The following is a 687-nucleotide window of genomic DNA, read 5'->3' as shown; positions in this document are numbered from 1 at the left end:
GATCTGCGGTGTTCCGCCAAGAAAAGCGAAGCAGCGGGCATGCGAGCCCAGCCAGTCGGGAAGTTTCTGCGACCAGGTGGCCTCGGCGAAGGTGTAGCTGGACGCGCCGAGAACGGCGACGAAGATCTGGGTCTGGCGGATTTCTCCGGTCTGCCGGTCGATGACCGGTACGGTCTGGCCTGCGTAGTCGACGAATAGCTTTTCGCCGGCACGATGTTCCTGTCGCATGACCGCATCGACCCTGGCGGCCCAGAGACGGTAATGGTCGCAGAACCAGCTGTATTGAAAGCCCTGCGGGTGGCTGAGTCGGTACTCCTGCCAGAGCAAGGCCAGGGTGACGCCGGGGCGGCGCAGTTCGGCGTGGATATGGGCCCAGTCGGGGATAGGGCGTTGTTCGCTGGGAGCCGTCGGTGCAGGCGGGAACAGACGTCGCTCCAGCTCCGCATCCGATAATGCAGTTGGCCAGGTCAGCCCACAGGCGTTGAAACGGTTCAGATAATTGCCGGCACTGCCGCTGCTGATGCGCAGGCTGATGGCAATCTTGCGCACGGACAGGCCGGCGTCGAACTTTAGGCGTAGCACCTCTCGGATTTTACGCATGGATAAACGCTCCACGACGACCTCTTCGCTTCGATAAAAGAGGTCGATGGTAGTGAATAGTCCTGCGTTGCTGCCTGCCTGAGCCTG

1 protein-coding gene is annotated in these 687 nt (G+C 61.6%); it reads right to left on the bottom strand.

Annotated features, from left to right (window positions below; translation table 11 throughout):
- Positions 1 to 600, bottom strand: a 600-nt coding sequence (istA, locus tag ACYP2A_RS17795) for an IS21 family transposase (protein ID WP_459746956.1), incomplete at its 3' end; no start/stop codon positions are given.
- Positions 601 to 687: the final 87 nt, after the last annotated feature.

It is taken from the genome of Pseudomonas sp. 3A(2025) (assembly GCF_054589175.1).
This window is presented reverse-complemented; position numbering and strand designations above follow the sequence as displayed.